This is a genomic window from Curtobacterium sp. PhB190 (genome assembly GCF_004365385.1).
In the GTDB taxonomy this organism is placed as follows: domain Bacteria; phylum Actinomycetota; class Actinomycetes; order Actinomycetales; family Microbacteriaceae; genus Curtobacterium.
Window position 1 is genome coordinate 47,200 of the sequence record NZ_SODN01000014.1, and the last position, 23,119, is coordinate 70,318.

General features: G+C 68.4%; 20 protein-coding genes and 1 tRNA gene. 16 read left to right on the forward strand and 5 right to left on the reverse strand.

From position 1 onward, the window contains the following. The first annotated feature begins 56 nt into the window (after nt 1-56). The 3 genes from EDF47_RS18195 to scpB are packed head-to-tail and all read left to right on the forward strand — an operon-like array spanning nt 57 to nt 2,437. On the forward strand, nt 57-932 hold the full coding sequence (locus EDF47_RS18195) for a ParA family protein (RefSeq protein WP_111084609.1): 876 nt from the start codon (nt 57-59) through the stop codon (nt 930-932). Then, entirely contained in the window at nt 916-1,719 is an 804-nt protein-coding gene (locus tag EDF47_RS18200) for a ScpA family protein (RefSeq protein WP_111084610.1), read from the forward strand. The genes EDF47_RS18195 and EDF47_RS18200 overlap by 17 nt, the downstream gene beginning before the upstream one ends. After that, nucleotides 1,709-2,437 carry an SMC-Scp complex subunit ScpB gene (gene scpB, locus EDF47_RS18205; RefSeq protein WP_185021036.1) on the forward strand — a complete coding sequence of 243 codons (729 nt, stop codon included), beginning with the start codon at nt 1,709-1,711 and terminating at the stop codon, nt 2,435-2,437. The genes EDF47_RS18200 and scpB overlap by 11 nt, the downstream gene beginning before the upstream one ends. Nucleotides 2,438-2,486: 49 nt before the next feature. Here the strand turns inward: scpB and EDF47_RS20265 are convergent, their stop codons facing one another. Continuing rightward, complete coding sequence (locus tag EDF47_RS20265; protein WP_243834084.1) at nt 2,487-3,464, reverse strand: hypothetical protein; 978 nt, start codon at nt 3,462-3,464, stop codon at nt 2,487-2,489. Between the two features lie 231 nt (nt 3,465-3,695). Here EDF47_RS20265 and EDF47_RS20270 point away from each other — a divergent pair, with 231 nt between their 5' ends. From EDF47_RS20270 to EDF47_RS18235, 6 genes are all read left to right on the forward strand, one after another. Continuing rightward, entirely contained in the window at nt 3,696-4,487 is a 792-nt protein-coding gene (locus tag EDF47_RS20270; protein ID WP_240347709.1) for a pseudouridine synthase, read from the forward strand. A gap of 105 nt (nt 4,488-4,592) precedes the next feature. Next, nucleotides 4,593-5,705 (forward strand): prephenate dehydrogenase, encoded by a 1,113-nt coding sequence (locus EDF47_RS18215; RefSeq protein WP_133938990.1) that lies wholly within the window; start codon nt 4,593-4,595, stop codon nt 5,703-5,705. Nucleotides 5,706-5,944: 239 nt separating this feature from the next. Beyond that, complete coding sequence (gene cmk / locus EDF47_RS18220) at nt 5,945-6,610, forward strand: (d)CMP kinase (RefSeq protein WP_133939026.1); 666 nt, start codon at nt 5,945-5,947, stop codon at nt 6,608-6,610. Between the two features lie 108 nt (nt 6,611-6,718). Beyond that, nucleotides 6,719-8,239, forward strand: a complete 1,521-nt coding sequence (der, locus tag EDF47_RS18225; protein WP_123293896.1) for a ribosome biogenesis GTPase Der — start codon at nt 6,719-6,721, stop codon at nt 8,237-8,239. Nucleotides 8,240-8,358: 119 nt separating this feature from the next. Next, a complete protein-coding gene (locus tag EDF47_RS18230) occupies nt 8,359-9,000 on the forward strand; it encodes a hypothetical protein (RefSeq protein WP_133938988.1) in 642 nt (213 codons plus the stop codon). A 143-nt stretch (nt 9,001-9,143) separates the two neighbouring features. Then, entirely contained in the window at nt 9,144-9,665 is a 522-nt protein-coding gene (locus EDF47_RS18235; RefSeq protein ID WP_123293894.1) for a hypothetical protein, read from the forward strand. Nucleotides 9,666-9,761: 96 nt separating this feature from the next. Here EDF47_RS18235 and EDF47_RS18240 read toward each other — a convergent pair whose 3' ends face one another. After that, nucleotides 9,762-11,909: a RecQ family ATP-dependent DNA helicase gene (locus EDF47_RS18240; RefSeq protein WP_133938986.1), complete on the reverse strand. Its 2,148-nt coding sequence runs from the start codon at nt 11,907-11,909 to the stop codon at nt 9,762-9,764. Nucleotides 11,910-11,974: 65 nt separating this feature from the next. Beyond that, nucleotides 11,975-13,456, reverse strand: coding sequence for a hypothetical protein (locus tag EDF47_RS18245; protein WP_133938984.1), 1,482 nt, complete (start codon nt 13,454-13,456; stop codon nt 11,975-11,977). A 70-nt stretch (nt 13,457-13,526) separates the two neighbouring features. Between EDF47_RS18245 and EDF47_RS18250 the strand changes: the two genes are divergently transcribed. The 3 genes from EDF47_RS18250 (at nt 13,527) to EDF47_RS18260 (ending at nt 15,185) form a co-directional block, all read left to right on the forward strand. Further along, complete coding sequence (locus EDF47_RS18250) at nt 13,527-14,357, forward strand: endonuclease/exonuclease/phosphatase family protein (RefSeq protein WP_133938982.1); 831 nt, start codon at nt 13,527-13,529, stop codon at nt 14,355-14,357. After that, a complete protein-coding gene (locus tag EDF47_RS18255) occupies nt 14,354-14,935 on the forward strand; it encodes a hypothetical protein (RefSeq protein ID WP_133938980.1) in 582 nt (193 codons plus the stop codon). Before EDF47_RS18250 ends, EDF47_RS18255 begins: the two co-directional genes overlap by 4 nt. A 176-nt stretch (nt 14,936-15,111) precedes the next feature. Further along, a tRNA-Pro gene (locus EDF47_RS18260) sits at nt 15,112-15,185 on the forward strand. A 490-nt stretch (nt 15,186-15,675) separates the two neighbouring features. Here the strand turns inward: EDF47_RS18260 and EDF47_RS18265 are convergent. Next, nucleotides 15,676-16,479, reverse strand: coding sequence for a hypothetical protein (locus EDF47_RS18265; RefSeq protein WP_133938978.1), 804 nt, complete (start codon nt 16,477-16,479; stop codon nt 15,676-15,678). Nucleotides 16,480-16,785: 306 nt separating this feature from the next. After that, complete coding sequence (locus EDF47_RS18270) at nt 16,786-18,261, reverse strand: serine/threonine-protein kinase (protein WP_133938972.1); 1,476 nt, start codon at nt 18,259-18,261, stop codon at nt 16,786-16,788. A 775-nt stretch (nt 18,262-19,036) separates the two neighbouring features. Here EDF47_RS18270 and EDF47_RS18275 point away from each other — a divergent pair. The 4 genes from EDF47_RS18275 to EDF47_RS18290 all read left to right on the forward strand — a co-directional run bounded on the left by EDF47_RS18275 (nt 19,037) and on the right by EDF47_RS18290 (nt 23,021). Next, nucleotides 19,037-20,206 carry a DNA adenine methylase gene (locus tag EDF47_RS18275; protein WP_243834085.1) on the forward strand — a complete coding sequence of 390 codons (1,170 nt, stop codon included), beginning with the start codon at nt 19,037-19,039 and terminating at the stop codon, nt 20,204-20,206. Next, nucleotides 20,190-21,215 (forward strand): ParB N-terminal domain-containing protein, encoded by a 1,026-nt coding sequence (locus tag EDF47_RS18280; protein WP_243834086.1) that lies wholly within the window; start codon nt 20,190-20,192, stop codon nt 21,213-21,215. Before EDF47_RS18275 ends, EDF47_RS18280 begins: the two co-directional genes overlap by 17 nt. Next, entirely contained in the window at nt 21,199-22,158 is a 960-nt protein-coding gene (locus EDF47_RS18285) for a hypothetical protein (protein ID WP_243834087.1), read from the forward strand. Before EDF47_RS18280 ends, EDF47_RS18285 begins: the two co-directional genes overlap by 17 nt. Nucleotides 22,159-22,532: 374 nt before the next feature. Beyond that, complete coding sequence (locus EDF47_RS18290; RefSeq protein WP_133938968.1) at nt 22,533-23,021, forward strand: hypothetical protein; 489 nt, start codon at nt 22,533-22,535, stop codon at nt 23,019-23,021. The last annotated feature ends 98 nt before the right edge of the window (nt 23,022-23,119 follow it).

A 23,119-nucleotide genomic window follows, 5' to 3' on the forward strand; every position in this document is an offset into this window, starting at 1 on the left:
GGCCGCGCGCGGCGGTGCGGCCCCGGGCTGGCCGACGTCGCCGGTACGATGGCCGGGTGAGCACGAACCCGACGACCAACCCCACCGGCGCGACCTCCATCGGTCCGACGGGTCGTCCTGTCCGGGAGTTCCCCGTGCCCGAGGAACTCGACAGCACCGGCCCCGCGCGCATCATCGCTCTCTGCAACCAGAAGGGCGGCGTCGGCAAGACCACCACGGCGATCAACCTCGGTGCAGCCCTGGCGGAGTACGGCCGCAAGGTCCTGGCCGTCGACTTCGACCCGCAGGGTGCGCTCTCCGCGGGCCTCGGTGTCCGCACGCACGACATCCACACCGTCTACGACCTGCTGATGGGCGCCGTGAAGGACCCGATCCAGGTCATCCAGCCGACGAACACTCCGGGGCTCGACGTGATCCCGGCGAACATCGACCTGTCCGCGGCCGAGGTGCACCTGGTCAACGAGGTCGCCCGCGAGCAGATCCTGGCGAGCGTGCTGCGCAAGGTCGCGAACGACTACGACGTGATCCTGGTCGACTGCCAGCCGTCGCTCGGCCTGCTCACCGTCAACGCCCTGACCGCGGCGCACGGGGTGCTCATTCCGCTCGAGTGCGAGTTCTTCGCCCTGCGCGGTGTCGCCCTGCTCATCGAGACGATCGACAAGGTGCGCGACCGCCTCAACCCGGCGCTGACGCTCGACGGCATCCTGCCCACCATGTACGACTCGCGCACCCTGCACTCGCGCGAGGTCATGGAGCGCGTCGTCGACACGTTCGACGACCGGGTCCTCGACACCGTCATCGGGCGCACCGTGAAGTTCCCGGACGCCACGGTCTCCGCTCGACCGATCACCCAGACGGCGCCGGACCACGCCGCCGCCCACGCCTACCGGCAGCTCGCACGAGAGCTCGTCCAGCGTGGCGCCGTCGCCTGAGTCGGGGTTCCGGGTCCGACTCACCAACTTCGACGGCCCGTTCGACCTCCTGCTGTCGCTCATCACGAAGCACGAGCTCGACATCACCGAGGTCTCGCTCGGCGCGGTCACGGGGGAGTTCATCCAGTACGTGCGTCAGGCCGAGTCGGCGGACGAACTCGACGAGGCGAGCGAGTTCCTCGTCGTCGCCGCCACCCTGCTCGACCTGAAGATCGTCGGGCTGCTGCCGCAGGGTGAGCTCGTCGACGCCGAGGACGTCGCCCTGCTCGAAGCCCGCGACCTGCTGTTCGCGCGGCTGCTGCAGTACCGGGCGTTCAAGCAGGCCGCCGACTGGTTCGGCGAACGCTGGGGTGTGGAGTCGCGTCGGCACGTCCGGAGCGTCCGGCTCGAGGAGCGGTTCCGCGCCCGCACGCCCGAGCTCGTGTGGACGCTCTCGGTACAGGACTTCGCCGCACTGGCAGCGCTGGCGTTCGCCCCGCGGGAGATCCCGACGGTCGGACTCGACCACCTGCACGCGCCGCTCATCAGCATCCGCGAACAGGCCGCGATCGTCGTCTCGATCCTGCGGACACGCGACGGCGAGGGGGTCTCGTTCCGCGAACTGGTCGCGGGCGTCGACCAGACGGGTATCGTGGTGGCTCGCTTCCTCGCGATCCTGGAGCTGTACCGGAACGCATCGATCTCGTTCGAACAACTCGAGCCGCTCGGGGAACTCACGCTCCGATGGACCGCCGAGGACTGGTCCGACGAGAGCCTCGCCAACCTGGGAGCCGACTATGACGGATGACGTGCACGACACGTCCAGCGCCGAACCCGGCGGCGCCGACGAGATGGCCGACGCCCGCGCGATCGAGCACGAGATGCACGCGCGCGCCGAGCACGCTGAGCACGGCCAGCGCGCCGAGCACGACCGCGCCCCGCAGGCGCACCCGGCGATCCCGATCGACCGCCAGCTCGAGGCGATCCTGATGATCGCGGACGAGCCCCAGTCGCTCGTCGCGCTCGGCGCCGCCGTGAACGCCCCCGTCCCCGCCGTCCGCCAGGCCGTCGAACGCCTCGTCGCGGACTTCGACGGCGTCGACGGCACCACCCGCCGCGGGTTCGAACTCCGCGAGGTCGGCGGCGGCTGGCGCTTCTACGTCCGCCAGGACCTGGACGCCGTCGTCGAGCAGTTCGTCGAGGCCGAGCGTCCCTCGCGCCTGTCGCAGGCCGCACTCGAGACCCTCGCGGTCGTCGCCTACAAGCAACCGATCACGCGATCCCAGATCGCGTCGATCCGCGCCGTCAACGTCGACGGCGTCGTCCGAACGCTGGTCGCGCGCGGTCTCATCGAGGAGTCGTTCACCGACTCCGAGACCGGCGCCATCAACTACGTCACGTCCGATCTGCTCCTGCAGCAGCTCGGCATCAACTCGCTCGACGAGCTGCCGCTCATCTCGCCCCTCCTGGACGACGGTGCGGACGGCTTCGGGCAGAACGAAGGGATCCCCGATGGCCGGGTTTGACGACCGGGGGCGCGGCGCGCCCCGAGACCGAGACGACCGCAACGGACGCTCAGGAGGCCCGGATCGCCCCGGGCGTTCGGCTCCCGGCCGCGGCGGGGCCGGCTCCAGTGCCGGTGGCCGCTCCGGCGGGTACGGTCGCGACGACCGCGGGGGCGCACGTCCGCCGCGTGACGACGACCGTCGTGGCGGCTACCCGCCGCGCGACGACCGTGGTGGCGACCGTGGCGGCTACCGGGGTCGCGATGACCGTAGCTCCGCGCCGCGTGATGACCGTGGTGGGTACCGCGGCCGTGACGACCGCAGCTCGGCGCCGCGCGACGACCGTGGCGGGTACCGGGGCAACTCGGCTCCGCGTGACGACCGCGGTGGGTACCGAGGCCGTGACGACCGTGCCGGCGGCGGCGACCGTGGCGGCTACCGCGGGAACTCCGCGCCGCGCGATGACCGTGGTGGGTACCGGGGTCGCGATGACCGCAGCTCGGCTCCGCGCGATGACCGCGGTGGCTACCGCGGGAACTCCGCGCCGCGTGACGATCGCGGTGGCTACCGGGGTCGCGACGACCGCAGCTCGGCCCCGCGTGATGACCGTGGTGGGTACCGCGGTAACTCGGCTCCGCGTGATGACCGTGGTGGCTACCGCGGCCGCGATGACCGCAGCGCCGCGCCGCGCGACGACCGTGGTGGCTACCGGGGTCGCGATGACCGCAGCTCGGCCCCGCGCGATGACCGTGGTGGCTACCGCGGTAACTCGGCTCCGCGTGACGACCGTGGTGGGTACCGCGGCCGCGACGACCGCAGCGCAGCTCCCCGTGATGACCGTGGCGGGTACCGCGGTCGCGACGACCGCAGCGCAGCTCCCCGTGACGACCGTGGTGGCTACCGCGGCCGCGACGACCGCAGCGCCGGGCCGCGCGACGACCGTGGTGGGTACCGGGGCCGCGATGACCGCAGCTCGGCACCCCGCGACAACCGCGACAGCCGCGAGGACCGCCGCGGCCCCGACGGCCAGCAGAGCCGCGTCTGGCACAACGGCCGCCGCTACGTCGGCGGCACCACGAGCGTCCGCAACAGCGACCGCCCCGGCAAGGGCGGCAACAGCGCCGGCAACCGCACCACGCCGAAGCCGAGCGGTGAGCGCGACAGCCACGGTGCTCCGGTGGAGGGCACGCCCGAACGCCCGATCATCGAGGACTGGGACGCGGCGGACGGGACGACGTCTGCCGGGGCTGAGCCGGGCCTCCAGGCAGAGGGGGAGCGCCTGCAGAAGGTGATCGCCGCTGCGGGCGTGGCATCTCGTCGCGTCGCGGAGAACCTGATCGTCGAGGGCCGCGTGACGGTCAACGGCCAGGTCGTGGACGCCCTCGGGCGTCGTGTCGACCCCGCGACGGACGCGATCTCGGTCGACGGCGTGCCGGTGCAGATCGACTCCTCGCGGCGGTACATCGTGCTGAACAAGCCGACCGGTGTCGTCTCGAGCCTGCAGGACGAGCGCGGTCGCCGCGACCTGACCGAGTTCGTGGACCGCTACGAGGAGCGCCTGTTCAACGTCGGCCGCCTGGACACCGAGACCTCCGGGCTGCTCGTCCTGACGAACGACGGCGACCTGGCCCACGTGCTCGCGCACCCGTCGTTCGGCGTGCAGAAGACCTACATCGCGAAGGTGCACGGCAACGTGAACCCGGCCGTGGTGCAGCGTCTGACCGAGGGCGTCGAGCTCGAGGACGGTCCGATCAAGGCCGACAAGGTGCGGTTGCTCGAGTCCTCGCGGGGTGAGTCGCTCGTCGAGATCACGCTGCACTCCGGCCGCAACCGGATCGTCCGTCGCATGCTCGAGGCCGTCGACCACCCGGTCCTCGAGCTCGTCCGGCGTTCGTTCGGGCCGCTGCACCTCGGCAGCCTGCCGCCGGGCAAGATGCGCGAGCTGGGCACGGTCGAGGTCGGGAAGCTGCTCGGCACCGTCCGCGACGCCAAGCCCTCCGCTCGTGACGACCGCGACGTCGCCCTCGACCAGGGCGACGACGACGAATGGGACGACGAGACCGCGGACTGACCGCGACCGGCCTGCGACCGGCCATCTGGCCCTGACCGACGCCCGCGTGTCGGTCGGCACCCGGGCGTCGACCGACGCCCGGGTGTCGGTCGGTAGGCTTGCCCGGTGACCGACCTGACCCCACCCGACATCGACCGCCGCGTGCGCGGCCCGGTGCGGGTCGTCGGCACCGGGCTCCTCGGCACCTCGATCGGTCTGGCGCTGCGCGAGAAGGGGGTCGACGTCGTCCTCGACGACGTCTCACCCGGCGCGTTGGCGCTCGCCGTCGACTACGGGGCCGGGCGGCGGCCCGAACCCGGCGACCAGCCGGAACTCGTGGTGGTGGCGGTTCCGCCGGACGTCGTGGCGACCGTCGTCGCCCGCGAACTGTCCGCGTACCCGGACGCCATCGTGACCGACGTCGCGAGCGTCAAGGCCGGACCGTTGGCGGAGCTCGTGGCCGGCGGGGCGGACGTCACCCGCTACATCGGGTCGCACCCGATGGCCGGACGGGAACGCAGCGGACCGAGCGCCGCCCGCGCCGACTTGTTCGTCGGCAGCCCGTGGGTGATCGCCGGGCACGACGCCATCAGCTACCAGCGCGCCGCCGTGGTCGAGGACCTGGCGCTCGACGTCGGCGCGACCGTCGTGCCGATGGACCCGGCGTCGCACGACCTGGCCGTGGCCTATGTCTCGCACGTGCCGCAGCTCGTGTCGACGTTGATGGCCTCGCGGCTGCGCGACGCCCCGGACGGGTCCCTCGGTCTCGCCGGAGGTGGCGTCCGCGACGTCACCCGTGTCGCCGCGAGCGACCCCGGCCTGTGGGTGCAGATCATCGGTGCGAACGCGGTCAACGTGCGGCGGGTGCTGTCCGACCTGCGCGACGAGCTGAGCGGCGTGATCGGGGCGCTCGACGACCCCGCCGCCGCCGGGGCACCGCGGACCCTGGCCGAGACGATCGCCGCCGGCAACCGCGGGGTCGAACGGCTGCCCGGCAAGCACGGCACCACCAAGCGCTTCGCCCAGGTGGTCGTCCTCGTCGACGACACCCCCGGGCAGATCGCCGCGCTCCTGACGTTCATCGGGGAGATCGGCATCAACCTCGAGGACATGCGCCTCGAGCACTCACCGGGCGCGCAGATCGGCATCGTCGAGGTGTCGGTCCTGCCCGAGCAGGAACAGCGACTCGTCGAGGAACTCGAGGGTCGCGGATGGAGGATCGCAGCAGCATGGGCCTGAACGACACGAACGCAGCGACGAACGACTCCGGTGTGACCGCCGACTCCGGCGTGACCGGCGGGCCGGACGGTCCGGACTCCGGTCTGCCGACCCCGGGCCAGGGCGGTGCCGGCGGCCCGCTCAGCGGCAGCGGCGACGGCGGCGCACTCGGCGGACCGGCCGGTGGCCTCGGTGAGCCCGGCGGTGAGCCCGGTTCGACCAGCGCCCCGGTACCGGCCGGTCTCATCGACGGCGCCTACGTGGCCAAGATCGTCATCGCCGTCGACGGCCCCGCGGGCAGCGGCAAGTCGAGCGTCTCCCGCGCGGCCGCCCGGGCCCTCGGCTACGGCTACCAGGACACCGGCGCCGCCTACCGCGCCCTCGCCTGGCACGCCCTGCAGCAGCGGGTCGACCTCGACGACGCGGCGGCGATCCTGGCGAGCTGGGACACCTTCGACTACGCCATCGGCACCGACCCCGACGACTACTACGTGCGCGTGGGGGAGACCGACGTCACCGACGCGATCCGCACCCCGGACGTGACGGGCGCGGTGGCCCACATCGCGAAGCTCCCCGACGTCCGAAACCGGCTCGTGCAGCTGTTCCGGAACGTCATGCGGAAGACCGACGCACCGGGCATCATCACCGAGGGTCGGGACATCACCACGGTGGTCGCACCCGACGCCGAGGTCCGGATCCTGCTGACGGCCGACGAGTCCGTTAGAATGGCCCGGCGCTCGGCGGAGGTCACGACCCAGTCGGCCGCAGAGACCTCCGCCGCACTCGCTCGTCGAGACGCGGCGGACGCGAAGGTCGTCGACTTCATGAACGCCGCAGACGGCGTCACGACGCTCGACTCCACCGACCTCGACTTCGACCAGACCGTGCAGGCGGTCGTCGACCTGGCCCGCGCGGCCACGCACTGACGCACGACCGGACGGCCTCGGCCGCCTGGTCACACCACGGCCGGATCTCCGGCCCGGCCGGGAACGGCCACCGACACCGCGGCTCCGGCCGCTCGCGAGGAACCCACCATGGCTCAGTTGGACAACCCGGACAACGACGACTTCCCCCAGTACGACGACGCCCTCGGCGAGCGGCTCGCCGGACTCGACGAGGCCGAGGCCGAGCAGCGCGCGACCGCGCTCCGCGCCGGACTCGAGGAGTACGACCTCGAGGACGACGACCTCGCCCTGCTCGAGGCTGGTCAGGTCGGCGAGGACGGCGTCCACTACCTGCCCGCCTACCCGGTGCTCGCGATCGTCGGTCGCCCGAACGTCGGCAAGTCCGCGCTCGTCAACCGCATCCTCGGTCGTCGCGAGGCCGTCGTGCAGGACGTCCCCGGCGTCACGCGTGACCGCGTCAGCTACAAGGCCGACTGGAACGACAAGCGCTTCACGCTCGTCGACACCGGCGGCTGGGAGCCCGGCGCCGAGGGCATCAACGCCTCGGTCGCCGCGCAGGCCGAGGTCGCGATCGACCTCGCCGACGCCGTGCTGTTCGTCGTCGACGTCACGGTCGGGATCACCGCCACCGACGAGCACGTCGTCAAGATGCTCCGCGGCACCGACCGCCCCGTCATCGTCGTCGCGAACAAGGCCGACGACGAGCGCCGCGAACTCGACGCCTACGAGCTCTGGAACCTGGGGCTCGGCGAGCCGCACCCCGTGTCGGCCCTGCACGGCCGTGGCGTCGCGGACCTGCTCGACCTCATCATCAAGACGCTGCCCGACACCTCGGCCGTCGCCAAGCAGGAGGTCGGTGGCCCCCGTCGCGTGGCCATCCTCGGCCGCCCGAACGTCGGCAAGAGCTCGCTGCTCAACAAGGCCGCCGGTGAAGAGCGCGTCGTCGTGAACGACATCGCCGGCACCACCCGCGACCCGGTGGACGAGCAGATCGAGCTCGGCGGCAAGGTGTGGCGCTTCGTCGACACCGCCGGCATCCGGAAGCGCGTCCACATGCAGCAGGGCGCCGACTTCTACGCCTCGCTCCGCACCACCGCCGCGCTCGAGAAGGCAGAGGTCGCCGTCGTCGTCCTCGACGTCACCGAGCCCGTCTCCGTGCAGGACCTGCGCATCATCGACCTGGTGCTCGAGTCGGGCCGTGCGCTCGTCCTGGCCTACAACAAGTGGGACCTGCTCGACGACGAACGCCGCCGCTACCTCGAGCGCGAGATCGAGCAGGACCTGGCGCACGTCGCCTGGGCCCCGCGCGTGAACATCTCCGCCCGCACCGGCCGCCACCTCGAGAAGCTCGTGCCGGCGCTCGAGACCGCCCTCGCGTCGTGGGACACCCGCATCCCGACGGGCAAGGTCAACGCCTTCATCGCCGAGCTCGTCCAGGAGCACCCCCACCCCGTGCGCGGCGGCAAGCAGCCCCGCATCCTGTTCGGGACCCAGGCGTCGAGCCAGCCGCCGACGTTCGTGCTCTTCACGTCGGCGTTCCTCGACCCGCAGTACCGACGGTTCATCACCCGTCGACTCCGCGAGGTCTGGGGCTTCTCCGGCACCCCGATCAACGTCAACATGCGCGTGCGCGAGCGCCGGAAGCGCTGAGTCGCAGCTCCGTCACACACAACGCGTCCCGTCTGCACGGGGCGCGTTGTGCGTTCGCGTTCGCGTTCGGCCAGGAGGCCCGGAGCGCGTCCGCAGCGTCGGCGCGGCATCATGGGACCGTGCGCATCGGGCGGTGGGGAACGGATCGACGTCGGCTCGCCCTGGTGGGTGCCCTCGTCGCCGTGGTCGTCGTCGGCTCGGTCTCGCTCTGGACGGTCTCGCACGCACCCTCCGAGGACGACACCGTCACCCGCTCCGACCGTGCGGCGCCCGTGCCCGAGCCCGCGCAGTCGCCCGCGGAGGGGCTGCGACCCTCGAACGGCCTCGGCGTGCCCCTGCCCGAGGCGTCCCCGGCCGTGCAACCCGTCGATTCGTCGCCGATCGAGCCGTGGTGGCGCCGTGTCCCGCCGGTCTCCGGGGACATCGTCGGCATCGACGGCGCCGCTGCCTCTGGACACGTCCACATCGCGGCGAACACGGGTGACGCGACTCTCGCGGTCGACATCTCGCGCCTGAAGACGGGCACGAGCGGCCCCGTCGACGTCGTGTTGTCCGGTGGGACCGTCACCGGAGGCAAGGACCCGGAGTGGACGCCGGCGGGGGAGTCCTTCGACGTGTTCCAGGCCGCCGGCGTCGAGCAGGGTCTGACCATCGTGCTGAGCGACCCGTGGACGTTGCCCGACGAGGTCCGCTCCCTCGTCCTGCTCGATGCGGCGACCGGCACCGTGCTGGGCGGCGCGGCGCTCGTGCCGAGCGACTGAGCCAGCTGGGGCAGTCCCGCGCCGACCCGGAACGACATCGTCGACGTCGTGCGACCTCGAGGACGTCGTTCGGCGTCGGCGTCGGGTCGGCGTCGGTACCCGCGCGGTACGCCGGTGGTCGCTCGATGCGGCACGATGTACTGGTGACGCAGCGCAACGACGGACTCGGTGGCCTCGCCGACCGTCTGTGGTGCCGGCTGCGGCTCGACCGGCTGGCCGGAGGTCGCCAGGGCGGGTACGTCATCCGCCAGGACATGCTCGAGCACCCCGACACCGTGCGCTCCTTCCGGTGGATCCGGTGGCTGCTCGTCGCGGAGACGATCGTCGGACTCGCTGCCATCGTCGTGGCCGTGCTGCTGACGCGCGCGGGGGAGACCGTGCCGTGGGCGGTGTGGTTCCGGGCGACGGTCGTGCTGCTCATCACCCTGACGCTCTACGTGTTCGCGTGGCGGGCACAGCTCGGGTACTACTGGGCGTACCAGCGGGTGCGGTTGTTCAGCCGGATCTTCCCGATCGTGACGCTCATCGTGGCGGCGATCCCCGGGCTGTACCCGTTCTGGATGGTGATCGAGCAGATCGTGTTCTCACTGCTCATGATCGGCATCGGCGACGTGCTCACCACCGACCACATGCGCGCCACGTTCCCCAAGCCCGCCCGCCGCTAGCGCCCACGCACCGCTCCGCACCACCCTTGCGACAGGACACGCGTCGATCGACTCGTGGGCTGTCGCGGAACGGGTGCGGGGGCGGGCGGCGCAGCGCTAGGCGACGGTGGCCAGCGCGAAGGGCAGCACGGCGGCGGCCCCGGCACGCCGGAGTTCGCGGCCCGCGACGGTCATCGTCCACCGGCTGTCGACCAGGTCGTCGACGAGCAGCACCGGGCCCTGATGCGACTGCAGCGCCGCAGCGAGTTCCGGCCCGACCTGGAACGTCTCCCACACGCCGGACAACCGGTAGGCGCTGTTCGTCGCACCGTCGCCGCGGGGCGTGCCGCCGTTCCGGTCGAGCGTGCCGAGGAACTGCAGCCGCCCGATCGTGGACAGCGCCTGGGCGAGCGCCCCCACGAGCTGCGGCCGTGACCGCGAGGACATCGCCACGACCCCGGTCGGCCGGGTCTCCCACGGCCAGTCCTTGAGCGCCCGGACACAGCCGTCGACGAGCTCGCGGGAGATCGGAGCGTCGGGCGTCGACGGCGAGAACAGCGCACGGAGCGGCCCACCCCAGCCGAGGTCGGTCAGACGAGCCACTGCACGACCGGGCTGCACGAGCTCGTCGGCGCCGATCTTGCCCCGTACCGAGACACCGAGCGACGACATGCCCGACGGCCACTGGGCACGCGGGGCGATCTCGACACCGACCTTGTCGAGCGCGGCCGCCGCACCGGACGAGTCCGTGTCGGAGACCGCGGTCGGGAACCACGCCCCGGCGCAGTTGTCGCACCGGCCGCAGGGCTCCGCGGACGGGTCGTCGAGGTCCTGCTGCAACAGCTGCATGCGGCACGCCGAGGTGGACTCGTAGTCGAGCATCGAGGCGGCCTCGGCGGAACGCGCCGCGGCGACCCGCTCGTACCGCGGGGCGTCGTACTGCCACGGCTGCCCGGTGGAGACCCAGCCGCCGGTGACACGTCGAACCGCCCCGTCGACGTCGAGCACCTTGAGCAGGAGTTCGAGGGTGGAGCGCTTGATGTCGACCAGGCCCTCGAGCGCGACCGTCGACATCGCGGTGTCGGTGGACAGGGCGCCGAGCACGGCGGAGGCCCGGGCCTCCGTCGGCATCGACGCGCTCGCGAAGTACTGCCAGATCTCACGGTCCTCACGCCCGGGCAGCAGCAGCACGTCGGCGTTGTCGGTGGCACGACCTGCACGACCGATCTGCTGGTAGTACGCGACAGGCGACGACGGGGCGCCGACGTGCACGACGAACCCGAGGTCCGGCTTGTCGAACCCCATGCCGAGCGCACTCGTGGCGACCAGGGCCTTCAGCTCGTTGCCCTTGAGCTGCTGCTCGAGCTGCTCCCGCTCGTCGGTGTCGGTACGCCCCGTGTAGGCCCGGACGGCGTACCCGTTGTCGCGGAGCAGTCGGGCGATGTCCTCGGCCGCCGAGACCGTGAGCGTGTAGATGATGCCGCTGCCGGGCAGGTCGCCGAGGTGCGCGAGCAGCCAGCCGAGCCGCTGCCGGGCGTCGGGCAGCGTGAACACGCCCAAGCGCAGCGATGCCCGGGCGAGCGACCCGCGGATCGTGAACACCGGGTCGGCCGGGCCGGCGGTGAGCTGCTCGGCGACGTCCTCGACCACGCGCTCGTTCGCCGTCGCGGTGGTCGCCAGGACGGGCACGCCGTGGGGAAGGGACCGGATGAGCTCGGCCAAGCGGCGGTAGTCCGGTCGGAAGTCGTGGCCCCAGTCCGAGATGCAGTGCGCCTCGTCGACCACGAGCATGCCCATCCGCGCGATCAGGGTCGGCATCTGCTCGTCGCGGAACTTCGGGTTGTTCAGGCGTTCGGGGGAGACGAGGAGCACGTCGACCTCGTCGCGGGCGAGCGCGGCCTGGGTCTCGCCCCACTCGTGCGCGTTCGCCGAGTTGATCGACACCGCACGGACCCCCGCCCGGGCAGCTGCAGCCACCTGGTCGCGCATCAGTGCGAGCAGCGGCGACACCAGGACGGTCGGGCCGCCACCTCGGCGTCGGAGCAGCAGGGTCGCGAGGAAGTACACCGCCGACTTGCCCCACCCCGTGCGCTGCACGACCAGGGCGCGCTGCCGGTGCTCGACCAGGGCGGAGATCGCCTCGAGCTGGCCGGGGTGGAAGACCGCGTCGGGGCGCCCGGTGAGCGCAGCGAGCGCCTGCTGTGCCTCGGCGGCGATGTCCGCAGAAGGCGAGACGACAGACGGAGCGGCGGTGGGGGTGTCCATGCCCCCATGCTGTCAGCACCGACCGACGAAACGCGGGTCGCGCCTCCAGACTGTGGAGAACCGCCCTACTGGTACGTGACCAGCGACGGCGTCGGCTGCACGTCCGCCATCGTCTGCCCGGGCGTCAGCATGGGCGTGTCCTCGTCGTAGAAGTTCTTCCAGCCCCAGTGCAGGCCCTCCGGAGCACCCTCGTGCAGCGCCTTCCACGTCGCTTGCTTGTCCGGCTGCGACCCCTGCCCGTCGACGTGCACGAGCATGTCGAGCTCCGGATGGGTCTTCAGCGCCGACCGGTCCTGGATCATCGAGAGCCGGAACTGGTGCAGCACGAGCGCCTTCGGCGGCAGCCCCTCGTCCTTGACGAGCGCCGCCAGCCACGAGGACACCTCGTTCACCTCGGACGCCGACACGCTGCCGATCTGCTCGAGCGGCACCTGGTCCTTCGTCAGCCGCCACTCCGGGTCGAGCGCGAGCCACACCCCGGGCTTCTTCAGCAGCGACTCGTACTTCTTCGCCTGCGACAGGAAGTCCGAGCGGCCCGGCTGCAGGTCGATGATCACGGGCATGTCGGCGTCGTGCGCGGCGTCGACGTACGGCTCGAGCGTCGACACCGGCAGCTCGGTCGAGTAGTCGCCGTCCGCCCCGGCGTCCCCCGCGGCGACGGTCGCGATGACCTCCATCGCAGGCGTCACCAGCTCGTCGGACTCCGCCCGGTACGGCTTCGCGACCTGCTCGGCACGCTGCACGGTCTCCTTCGGCCCCTGCTCGCCGAGCACACCGAGCGCAGGCGCCCCGGGAGCCCCGTACAGCGCGACGTAGCGGTGCCCGTCGAACGGCCGCTGGCCGCCGTTCCGCAGCTGGAAGCCGCCCTCGGCCGCCCGCACCGTCCACTCCGGGTCCTGCAGCGCGTCGAACGCCGCACCGACCAGGACCGTCTGGTGCTGCTTCCGCTCGTGCAGCGCCGTCACCACGTCGGGTGCGGCAGCCGGGTCGGTCACGCCCTTCGGCATGGTCACCACCTCCGCACCGGCGGCCTTCGCGGTCGCCACGGCCGCAGCGTCCGCGCTCGCGTCCGCAACCACCACGGTGGCCTGCCGGGAGGCCCGGGTCGACTCCGGCGCGTCGCCATCCCCTGGCGCCTTCCGCTGTTCGACGTCCGTGTCGACCGACACGTCGCCCTCGGCCTGGTACCAGTCGGCCCCGAGCCGGTCGAGCTCGCCGGCGACGGCAGCGCTGCCCTTGGCACCCTTCGCGGTCAGCAGCACCGGGACGTGGGCGCTCGCCGCGGCCTTCGCTGCATCGGAGATCGCGTCGGCATCGCCGGCCGTCGCCACGATCGCGCCGGGAGCACTCGCGAACAGGGCCGTGCTCACCCGCACCGACCGGGCCGCAGCGTCGGAGGCGTCGGCGACCGTGACCGTCCCCGCCGCGGCCTTCGCGAGGGTCGGGCGGCTCGTGTCCGGCCCACTCGACGTACACCCGGCGGCTCCGAGCAGCAGTCCGGAGACGGCGATCGCGACGAGGACACGAGGGGTGGAACGAGAACGCATCGGGCCACCCTACGAGCCACGCGGAGAGGTCCCTGGGAATCCGACGGGTGTCGTCTCGTAGAAGGGAGGCATGCCCCACCACCCCGACGACCACCCGCTCATCGGAGCCGTCCGGTCGCCCGAGGTCCACTGCATGACCCTCAACGTGCGGCGCCGCGTGCCGCGACCGTCCGCACACCCGGACGCCTGGGAGCGTCGCCGCGATGCGATCACCGCGCTCGTCACGTCCGAAGCGCCCACCGTCCTCGCCGTCCAGGAGGCCCTCCCCACGCAGGCAGACGACCTGACGGCCGGCCTCGGGTCGGGTTGGGAGCCCGTCCTGGCCGGGCGCGGCGCGCGCGGCGGTGGCGAACAGGTCGGACTCTTCCTCGACCGCTCGCGCCTCGACATCGTCGAGCGCCGCACGTGGGCTCTCTCCCGCACGCCGCACCGTCCGGGATCCCGCTCGTGGGCCACGTCGTTCCCCCGGCACGCCGTCGGAGCCGTCGTCGACGACCGCGCGACCGGCGTCCGGTTCCTGGCCATCGCGACGCACCTCGACGTCGCATCGCCGTGGGCCCGACTGCGGTCCGCCGAACTCCTCGGCCGGATCGTGCGTCAGCGCGGCCTGCCCGCCGTCGTGATGGCCGACTGGAACAGCCCGGCAGGGTCCGCACCATGGCGAGCACTGGCGGACGCTGGTGTCGTCGACAGCTGGGGGCGGGCCTCCCGGCAGGTGGGTGAGCCGTACGGGACGTACCCGCACTACGGGAGTCCGCGTGTCGGTGGCCGGCGGATCGACGGCGTGCTGGTGACGCCGGACGCGACCGTCGAGCGGGTGGCCGTGTCGAACCGGCGGCCGGGCGGCGTCTGGCCGTCCGACCACGCGGCCGTGCACGCGGTCGTGCGGTGGGCGTCGTGATCCGGGCGCTCGGGCCGACGTTCCTGCGGCCGAAGTTCCTGGTGGCCGACGTCGTGCGTGCCCTGACGCTCGTCAGCCTGGTCGTCGCGAGCATCGGGTGGGGCGGTACCGCGCTGCCGGTGATGGCGCTGTCGTTGCTCGGGGTCGTGGTGCCGCGGATGCTCGGACTGCGGCCGGCGTTCGACCTGGCGGTGTGCGTGCTCGTGCTGCTCGCCGGGTGGTCGAGTGTGCTCGAGTGGTACACGAGCGTGTTCCTGTGGGACAAGTTCATGCACGTCGTGCTCACCGGGCTGCTCGCCGCCGTGCTCTACGTCATCGGCGCCGACCTGCGCGCAGTGCCGGCGCCGGACGGGGAGCGCCGGGTGGTCGTCGCGGTCCTCGGGCTGTGCGCGGGGCTCGCGATCGGGGCGGCGTGGGAGATGGGGGAGTGGCTCGGGCACAACTTCGTCGACTCAGCGATCTACGTCGGGTACGACGACACGATCGGGGACCTGGCGGCGGACGGGGCCGGTGGGTTGCTCGTCGGGCTCGGGTTGCCGTGGTTGGCGGCGCGGCGCGAGGTGGTGCCGGCGGGGTGACGGTCTCGCCCGGGGCGATCGTGTCGTTCGGGTTGTTCGGGCGGCTCTGGTTGCTTGCTCGGTCCGACTCGCCGTGGCGCGGAGGGGGTCTGACGTCCGCTATGCTGGACCGGTCGCTCGCGCTCCGGTCGGACGTGGGCGAGGGTCCTCCGGGATCCTGAGTTCTCCGGAACTCGCGGGCTGTGGCGCAGCTTGGTAGCGCACTTGACTGGGGGTCAAGGGGTCGCAGGTTCAAATCCTGTCAGCCCGACCGAAAAATCTAGGCCAGAGGCCGCATCCGAATCGCCCGGATACGGCTTCTTCTGGTTACGCCCGTTGGAGCCGGGATCTCGGATAGCTGATCCGGGACCCGGCCCGCGGTCCGTTCTTCGCTGTGAACTCCACTCGCTTGCGCGAGCCCGGCAAGTGGGAGGCGGCCCTCTTGCCTTGCGTCTCGGACAGGGAGCGCCGGAAGCTGCGCACTGGTCGCGCTGGCGGGGAAAATAAGGGTGTGGCATTGGGCGTCAGTATGGAAGTCCATCTCAGCTCGGGCGCCGGTGTACGGAGCAGGTAGCCACAGCGGCGACTGAATTCCGGCCACAGAGTGGTCTCTATATCCGTCGCGGTGAGCTTCGACGGCATCGCCGGCTTTGGGTAGCTGTTCCTTCGTCGGCCGAGACGATAGGGCCGCGACCGGCCTGGTGCGCTGCTACGCGGCTTTGCGCAGTCGAGACGCGCGCGACTAGGGCTGTAAGCGGCAGCTAAGCCGGACGGTGCTGGGAAAGGTCCTCTTGGACAGACCGAATCTGTGCAAGAAAGTCGGTCTTGTCATGCCTGTTGAAACGGAGGATCCGAGCCCCCCGCACACGGATATCCACACGGCGGACCAGACTGTCGACCCTTCGCCCAAGCATGCGAAGATCGTCCGCGTCGGCCTTCATGCTGTGTGCGTCTCTCTCAAGCCTGCCGAGAGCGGTACCGGGTGCGAGCAGGTCCACCTCACCATCGCGAGCGTGCTTTTGAAGCTCCGCCCACCCTGCGGCCTCCGACACACTCGCAGGGATGTGTTCATTCAGCTGACGAGCTGCGAGCCAAACCATCCGGGTCTCCGCTGCCTCGATCTTTGCCCTGTCGAGGTCGGCGAGGAGTCTCTCGGCTCGCGCGAGGTCGGCCCGGACATCCTGTTGCGTCCGTCGGACTTCGGGCACGACCTTCCTCTTCAGGTATCTGCGGTCTTTCCGCCAGCGCGACCATGGCATTGCTCGCCGAAGAACCTCCTGTGCCTCAGGGTTCACTCGCATGAGCACGTCGAATAGCGGCAGAGCGACGAGAACGAGGAGCGAGCTGAAGACAAGCGCGCCCACAATTTCGGCTCGTTCCATGCCGTCACGGTGGACTAGCCCGTCTAGTGACATTCTGAAGGCCACCAGTAGCGCAGCAGCGTAGCCGCCGAGAAGAACCGACTGAAGCGCTCTCGTTCGCCAAGAAAGCTGCTCGGCATGGCGGAGTTGCCTGCTCACTTCAACGATCATGGCCAGTGCGAGCACCGGTACGACCGAGAGCATGGCAGACCAGAAAGGGGAGGCAGCATCGGCAGCCTGAGGTGACGCGGCAAAGATCACTCATCAATAATGACATGACAGCACCGCAGAGCCGTTCCCGGCGGAAATTCGGGAGGGGTGCGGGTCTCAGCTCAGGCGGCGACGAGGTGGTCGGTGGAATGGAGGACGGGGCTCGGCGCCCAGCTCAGCACGCAGGACCCGTTGGAGTATGTAATCAGCATAGGAACCTCGGCGTTGAGGGTCGCGGTGGAGGGACGGGCGGTTTGGGCCATCTAGAGTCTTCCTTATCTGCGCCTCCGGATCGCAGTACTATCGCCTCCTCCATACCCGATCGATCGACCGCTCTGGCATGGTCGACGGTTGGCGGAGCACTCCCGTCGCAGCGTCGGCAAACCACCCCTGCCACCGATCGATGAACTCTACCGGATCAGCGGGGTTGAGCGACATGAGCGGCCATGCGAGCTGCTGACCACCGGTGACGCTGTCGAATGCGTTCGTCTCATACGGAAGGCACGCGAACGGTTCGACTGTTCTGGATTCCGGGCGCAGTGGTGACTCCATGAATGCGAGTTCGAACCAACCCAACTCGCCCTCCTGTAAGGGATCACCGAACCAGAGCGAGTGGCTCCGTCCCACCCAGTTGCGGCCCGGTCTCCCGAAGTCCACAGTCACGCTCGACGCTGCAAGCACTTCGAATGGACCATGCCAGTGCTCGACGGGCTGGGTTTGCCCAAAGGTGAGACTGCCATCTCGGAAGTTGGTCTTGAAGCGTGGGGCCGCGTTGCCGGTGATGTTGATGAACTCCGAGTCAGGCGCGTTGTCCCGGATCGCAGCTTCGAGCAGCGTCGCGATCCCTTCCAAGGAGCTGGATGCGGCGTCGAACGTTCGCTGGAACTGCGTTTGACGATCTTGCTCAGCTGTGTAGACGGCCTGCTGGCGGGCGCGTTCGCGAACGTGCTTATGGTTCGCTTCCGCGAGACGCGACGCTCCTGCCGTCAGGGTACCCGTGGGTACCGAGTCGAGGCGTGCAAGGATCGCTCGCGGATGAGGGCGCACGTCGGGTGATTTGTAGAGGCATTCTTCGATGAGGATGCGGAGCTTTGCTGGCCCTGAGTCGAGAGCCGGCGCGGGTTCCGTCAAGTGCTGTTGCCGGAAGTCTTCTTTGTCTGGTCCCGCGAAAGGCAGAGAACCGTTGAGGACTTGGTAGGCAATGATGCCGAAGCTGTATACGTCGGAGGCGCTAGTCGCGCGTCGGAACTCCCACTGTTCCGGCGCCGCATAAGGCGGGGTGAAGCTGAATTTTCGTGTGTCCTCGGCGGTGGTGGCATCGACGTACCTCGAAATCCCGAAATCAGCCAGCTTCCACCTCCCCTCGTGCAGCAGAACGTTCGCCGGTTTCAAATCGCGATGGACGATTGTTCCGTCGATCTCGGTGAGAGCTGTGGCAATTTCTGTCAAGACCTTTAGAACTTCGGGAAGTGGAAGCGCCCCGCCGCACTCCTTAAGGTATTGCGCGAGCGACTTGTCGGCGCGAGGCATCACAAGGACCCATGAGTCGCCATGCTCGCCATTGTCAACTATGGGGATCACGTTCAAGTATTTGGAGGCGGCAACGGAGTCTCCGATAAGTAGCTCACGTTCTGCCCCGGGCCGTTTCGGCACGAGCTTTGCGACGGCGGGTTCGCCTTCCGGTGAAAGTACCTCGAGGACGCGTCCGAACCCGCTTGCGTCGGCATCGAGTGGCCCGACAATGGTCCAGATCTGGTTTTCTAGGGCGAGTTCCATGCGTTCAGAGTACTGGCGCGGCGGCGCTCGCCGATCGTTCGCCCAGGAAGCCGGCGAGTGGGGTGCGTGTCAGGGCAGAGAGATGGTGAAACGACGCAGCGCATGACTCGCGACTGCAGCCCTCCTGAGGCCGCACGGTACGATCTGTGCGGGGGCAGCGCCGCGCGCGGCGCCAGCGAAGTCTCGTGGAGAGAGAAACCGTGGTCTATACCGGCTATCTCGAACAGCGCCACCAACAGCCCGCGCTCCGTGGCCGTGCCTGGAAACTCGCAAGTCGTCCTCGGAACTGCGCTCTGGACGGTGGGCCCGAAGACACCGCGGCAACGAGGAATCGCGGCCTATCGGCGCATGCGACACATGACGAGTGCGCCGACCACTTCAGGAGAATCGAACGCCAGCCGGCGGCATACGCGCGTTCGCCATCTGCGTCGCTCAGCTTCCGGCTCATCCGAAGCGCATCGTGCACCTTGCCGTACGGCATCGATGTGCCTTGCGCTTACCGTGGATTCGTTTCGCGCTTACCAGCTATGCGTCACTTCCCTGCCCCCAACCACGTCGAAAAGACCGCGGCTAGTAGGAAAACACTAAGCAGTCAGTCGCGATCGCTTGTGGCTGTCTTCCGGCGGACGCGCTCGTCGGGCCACAGACTGTCGGCGCGGCACTACATCAGCTGTGCTGAGTTTCGCTAATCTTGCAGCCAGGGGCGACGGTCTGGTGGCCAGGACAGATGGAGGGCAACCGCGTGGTAGTGCGCTACATGGGAACCAAGCGTCACATGGCGGATCACGTCCGTGACGCCATTGGCGACCTCACGCACGAGGGGAGGGTGGTCGACCTCTTCTCGGGCATGGGGAGCGTCGCCGAGAGCCTCCAGGACACTGCGTCAGTCGTGACGAATGACGCACTGAGTTTCACTGCCGCGCTCTCGAGGGCCCGGTTCACTGCTCTTCAACGCGCCGCGGACACGAGTGCCACAACACTGCGGTTGCGACCCGCATACGAGCGGCGCGCGCGCGAACTGACCCAGAAGTATGCCCGACAGCTTGACGCGGAGCAAAGCGCGCTTGCAGGCGCACGCGCGGATCTTGTCGAGTACATGCAGCGGGCCGCGCACGTTGGGAACTCTGCCCAACACCGACGTGCGGCTCGCTCAGCCGCGATTGCCAGCTCCAGTGATCACTACGAACTTGCGAGCCTGTACTTTTCCGCCGGGTATCTCAGCTTGCAACAAGCCATCGAAGTCGACTCTATCCGGGCATCAATCGACTCGGATAGCCACCTCGGAGACCGCGACTGGTTGCTGGGCGCGTGGATCACTGCGACATCCGTTCTGGTGAACGCGCCCGGCCACACCGCCCAGTTCTTAAGGCCGAACTCTGCCTCCGCGCACACTCGCATCGTGCGCACCTGGGCCAGGTCGGTATGGGAGGAGTTCATCATTGCACTCGATACGGTCGCGCTGGTAGGCACTGACGAATGGCGCTCCAAAAACTCCGTGTACGTCGGGGATGCTCTCGACCTGCTTAGCACCGGTCAGCTTGACGACGTGGGAACCATCTACGCGGACCCGCCGTACACGAAGGACCAGTACAGCCGGTACTACCACGTCTACGAGACTCTGTACCGGTACGACTATCCCGACTCGAGCGGAGCCGGCCGCAACAGGTCGGATCGGTTCACCACCGGGTTTTCACTGAAGAGCGCGGTCGTGGCTTCCTTCCATGATTTATGTCGCAACGTCGCACGGATGCGTGTGCCTCTCGTCGTCAGCTACCCGTCCTCAGGATTGCTCGCTCAACTGGACTTGACGGTTCCGGACATTGCATGTCGTTACTTTAGTGCCGTGGACACGTTGTCATTTGAGGCTAATCACTCCACCATGGGCGGCTCGACTGGCACGTCGAAGAAGACAGCAATGGAGAATCTATATGTCTGCACCATCTGACGAAGCGCCACCCCAGGCGGAAGAGGCGCTGAACAGTGATACCGACAACGCGACCGCCGAGCTCCGCGAGCTGAACGTCTCGGACGTCGTCCCGAATGAAGCAAACCCGCGCCTTGATTTTCCTCAAGATGAGCTTGACCGCCTGACTGGATCAATTGATCTTGAGGGTGTGCTCGTGCCGATAGTCGTATATCCACGCGGCGATAAGTTTGTCCTAGTCGACGGCGAACGACGGTTTCGCTGCGCTAGAGACCTCGGACACTCGAAGATTCCTGCCCTCATCACGACTGAGCGCAGCGAGCGCGAAGTCCTGCAGCAGATGTTCAACATTCATCTCATCCGCGAACCTTGGCGCGACATCCCCACTGCGAAGGCTCTGCAACGCCTTGCCCAGGGAATCGAGGAGGCCGAGGGGCGAGAATCCAACGACACAGAGTTGCGCGACCTCACGGGTCTATCGATGGAGCGAGTGCGACAGCTGCGTTACGTGGTGACTTTGCCAGGCGAATGGCAGGACTATATCCGTGAAGAGACGATCCCGCTCAACTTCTTCTGGGAACTCAAGAAGAACGTCATTGACGCTCTGCAAAAGAACCGCCCAGTAATCCTCGCAGAGTTCGGTGAAGATCGGGTTAGCGCCGCCTTTGTGCAGAAGCGACTTGATCAGGTCATCACCGACACAGTCAGCCTGCGCAAGGTTTCGCCTATCATTAAGTTCGCCGCGCAAGACGCAGCCGAGAACGGCACTGGCGAGTCCACGATCGACACGTCCATCCGCGAACTGATCGAGAAGCCGGACGCCACCATCGAGGAAGCCTTTGAAGACACAGTCCAGATGATGGTTGAGGTGGACAAGCTCGGTCGTCGCACGTCTTCCATGATGGCGGTCTTCAGTCGGCTGCTCACTCAAACTGCCGGCATGCCCGACAATGACGAAGTGAAACGCCTGGGGCGTGAACTCATTGCTCAACTTGGAGCACTGCTCAATGCCGATGAGCGATCAGTCTGACTTCGAGGGGGCCATCGTTGAAGAGATTGTCGATGACCCTGTTGCTGGACGATTCATCAGTTCGGACGACATCGGAGATCTCACGGAGGAAATCTGCGCCTCGTCCGAAGGGACGGTCTGGGAGCGCGACACCGAACTGATCCTCGAGACCAAGAAGTGGCGCCCTTCTGCTGTCTCGGCAGACCGGCAGCGCTTACTTTACGTCTACCTTCAGGAAGAACTCCCCAGATTTGTACGTGAACGTCTTCAGCTGGCCGCATCACTCGGAATCGGCATCACGATAGCGCTTCCACTCGCATCCCTGTTCAAGCCTGAGGCCGTCGCGCTGCTGGTCGACATCGACGCCAATGTGATGGTCGTTGACGACTACGTCCAGTCCCGCCGCTTGCTTTCACGCGCAGTCCTCATCGCTCTCGCTGAGGTCGAAGTACCCATTTCCCCCCGCTCGCGTCAACAGATTTGTCGTAGTGTCTGGTCGCGAATCGAGATGGGGACCGCCCAGGAAAAAGGACGCCGCCTCGAAATGCTCCTGGCGTTCTTGTTTTCTCAGGTGCGCGATTTGAAGGTAATCGAGCGGAACTACCGGACCGAAACAGAGGAGATCGACCTCGTTCTTCAGGTTGACAACTTCAGTCCAAGGGTTTGGCAGCGTCCGGGGATCCCTTTCATTCTGGTCGAAGCCAAGAACAGAGTGGACAAGGCATCACAACAAGTCATGTCCGTGCTGCTCAGCAAGCTGCAGACCAAGCGAGGGACGTCGAGGATAGCATTCCTAGTATCACTGGCGGGCTTCACTGACGACGCGAGAATGCAGGAGTTGAGGTTTTCCACACAGGACATCTGCGTCGTCATGATCGGTCGTGAGGAACTTCAGAATTTGATTCATGCTGATGACCTCGATGATGAACTCGAATCGCTTGTCAGACGCGCCTTACTCCGCTGACCGAGGACGGTGTCTCGGTCTTCCCAACCGTCCCTGCGGCTTCTACTGGGGCAGAGCCCACCGACACCGTCCGGATAGTTCTCTTGTTGATCGACTCGATTCGCCGGCTCGGTTCGCCGGCTCGACCCGGCGCAAGCGATAACTTACCTTGCCCCATCGGGGCGTCCCTCGAGCACGGTGCAGCGAAGAGCTTAATCCTTGTAATCACTCCGTTACTTGCCCGTGCCGGTTGACAGTGGAAGTTCCGTTTTTTCGTGCACTACATGGATGTCGTTATCTCCGGCGACGAACTCAGCGACTATTACGAGCGAGAGATCGCGCCTAGCGATACGAAGGTAGCGACCGGCGTGGGGAAGAGGGATGTGGAACCGTGAATGCTGCTCGCCCTTGAGGGACTGCCTGTATGCGGGCCCGCATTACTAGGCTGCCACGGCTCGCGCTGTCAAGATGAGTCCGTGAGGATCGAGGAAGTGGACGAGCGGCACTACGGCAGCGAAGGAGAGCGCGACACGTTCGTCGTGCACTTCTTCCATGCACCGAGCGGCGAGATGGTCGCGCCCGACTGGGACGCCACGAGTTGGTCGGTCAGTGTGATCCGCGTCACCGACGCGACGTACCGCGCGGCGTTCGCAGAAGCTCGGCGGATTGCTGCTGGCGAGACGTCGCCGACGCTGTTCTCGGTGTCCCTCGAGACCGCGGAGCCGAATGGCCCGGGAGTCCTCCGACTGTTTGGGACCGACCTCAACATGGAGGGCCTCGAGCTCGACCTCGATTCGCACGCGGCGAAACGGGAGATGTTCGCCGAGTTCTTCAGCCGCGACCGCACTGCGCGCGTGATCGGGGATCTGGAGCGCAACCACTGACGGACGGGAGGCGCGGTGCCAGCTGTGGACTGGTCCCCGGTTCTTGGACTGATTAGTCGGTTCGAGATCCGGGGATGGTTCGTGTGGGTGGTACCGCG

Coding starts and splice junctions, on each gene's coding strand:
- scpB (WP_185021036.1), top strand. CDS start 1,709: ATGACGGATGACGTGCACGACACGTCCAGCGCCGAACCCGGCGGCGCC.
- EDF47_RS18250 (WP_133938982.1), top strand. CDS start 13,527: ATGCCCCACCACCCCGACGACCACCCGCTCATCGGAGCCGTCCGGTCG.
- EDF47_RS18275 (WP_243834085.1), top strand. CDS start 19,037: ATGGCGGATCACGTCCGTGACGCCATTGGCGACCTCACGCACGAGGGG.
- EDF47_RS18270 (WP_133938972.1), bottom strand. CDS start 18,261: ATGGAACTCGCCCTAGAAAACCAGATCTGGACCATTGTCGGGCCACTC.
- EDF47_RS18240 (WP_133938986.1), bottom strand. CDS start 11,909: ATGGACACCCCCACCGCCGCTCCGTCTGTCGTCTCGCCTTCTGCGGAC.
- EDF47_RS18245 (WP_133938984.1), bottom strand. CDS start 13,456: ATGCGTTCTCGTTCCACCCCTCGTGTCCTCGTCGCGATCGCCGTCTCC.
- der (WP_123293896.1), top strand. CDS start 6,719: ATGGCTCAGTTGGACAACCCGGACAACGACGACTTCCCCCAGTACGAC.
- EDF47_RS18265 (WP_133938978.1), bottom strand. CDS start 16,479: ATGCTCTCGGTCGTACCGGTGCTCGCACTGGCCATGATCGTTGAAGTG.
- EDF47_RS18290 (WP_133938968.1), top strand. CDS start 22,533: ATGCTGCTCGCCCTTGAGGGACTGCCTGTATGCGGGCCCGCATTACTA.
- EDF47_RS18285 (WP_243834087.1), top strand. CDS start 21,199: ATGAGCGATCAGTCTGACTTCGAGGGGGCCATCGTTGAAGAGATTGTC.
- EDF47_RS18280 (WP_243834086.1), top strand. CDS start 20,190: ATGTCTGCACCATCTGACGAAGCGCCACCCCAGGCGGAAGAGGCGCTG.